Here is a 1,473-nt window from a genome sequence, read left to right as displayed (position 1 = left end):
CCCACACCACGACCGCCCGAGACCACGATCGCGGCCTCCGTCAGCTCCGGACGCCCCGAGGAGACCCGCGGCGTGCGGGACGTCACCTTCGCCGCGTTGCCCGTGAACGCCACGCTCACGCTCTCCACAGCCTGCTCCACCGGCGCGGCCTCGGGGGCCGCCGAGTTCGGCTTGACCGTGATGACCGGCGCGCCCTTGGTCACCGTCGACTTGACCTGGAACGAGGCCGCGAACACCGACTGCGTGGCCACCGGGGCACCGCCCTCGCCGGCCTCCAGGTCCACCGCGTCGGTGATCACACCCGAACCCAGGCGCAGCGCCGTACGCGCGGCGACCTCCTTGCCCTCACCGGAGGAGGTGACCAGCACGGCGGCGGCGCCGGCGGCCTGCGCGATCTGGGTCAGGGCGTCGACCTTGGGCACCACCAGGAAGTCGGCGAACTCGGGGGCGTCGGCCACGTACGCCTTGACGGCGCCGTACTCGGCGGCCTTGGCCGCGATCGCGGCCGCGTTCTCACCGGCGCCCAGCACCACCGCGGAAGGGGTGCCGATGCGGCGGGCCAGGGTCAGCAGCTCCAGGGCGGGCTTGCGCACCACACCGTCGGCGTGGTCGACCAGGACGAGGATCTCACTCATGTTCACAAGCTCCTAGAAAGGGATACGCGGACGGCGGGTCAGATGAACTTCTGCTCGGCCAGGAACCCGGCGAGCGCCTTGCCGCCCTCACCCTCGTCCGTGACGATCGTGCCCTTGGTACGGGCCGCACGCTCGGTCACCGAGCTCACCGCGGTCCACGCATTGGCCAAGCCGACCTGGCCGGCCTCCAGGCCCAGGTCGTCCAGGTCCCACTCGGCGACCGGCTTCTTCTTCGCCGCCATGATCCCCTTGAACGACGGGTACCGCGCCTCACCCGACTGGTCGGTCACCGACACCACCGCCGGCAGCGACGCCTCCACCAGCTCACTGGCCGCATCACCGTCCCGACGACCCGTCACCACACCACCCGCGACCGCCACCTCCGACAGCAGCGTCACCTGCGGCACCCCCAGACGCTCCGCCAACAGCGCCGGCAGCACACCCATCGTCCCGTCCGTGGACGCCATCCCACACACCACCAGGTCGAACCCGGCCTTCTCCACCGCCTTCGCCACCACCGCAGACGTCGCCACCACGTCCGAACCGTGAACAGCGTCGTCGTTGACGTGCACACCCTTGTCCGCACCCATCGACAACGCCTTCTTGATCGCGTCCCGCGCGTCGTCACCACCCACCGTCAGGACCGTCACCTCCGCATCACCGGAAGCCTCCGCGATCCGCAACGCCTGCTCAACGCCGTACTCGTCCAACTCCGACAAGAGCCCGTCCACGGCATCCCGGTCGGTCGTGGTGTCGTCCGCAAAACGACGATCACCAGTCGCATCGGGCACGTACTTCACACAGACAACGATCCTCAAGCTCACGGCCTGTCTCCTGT

At 69.8% G+C, this 1,473-nt stretch carries 2 protein-coding genes; both read right to left on the bottom strand.

The features are described from left to right. On the bottom strand, positions 1–635 hold a 635-nt coding region (locus C7C46_RS32975), incomplete at its 3' end, for an electron transfer flavoprotein subunit alpha/FixB family protein (protein WP_110673588.1). 38 nt (positions 636–673) lie between these two features. After that, positions 674–1,459 (bottom strand): electron transfer flavoprotein subunit beta/FixA family protein, encoded by a 786-nt coding sequence (locus C7C46_RS32970; protein WP_110673589.1) that lies wholly within the window; start codon positions 1,457–1,459, stop codon positions 674–676. Between the last annotated feature and the right edge of the window lie 14 nt (positions 1,460–1,473).

The sequence above is a fragment of the Streptomyces tateyamensis genome (genome assembly GCF_003205575.1).
Classification (GTDB): Bacteria; Actinomycetota; Actinomycetes; order Streptomycetales; family Streptomycetaceae; genus Kitasatospora; species Kitasatospora tateyamensis.
Note: the sequence above shows the minus strand (reverse complement) of the source record. Positions and strands in the feature narration are given on the sequence as shown.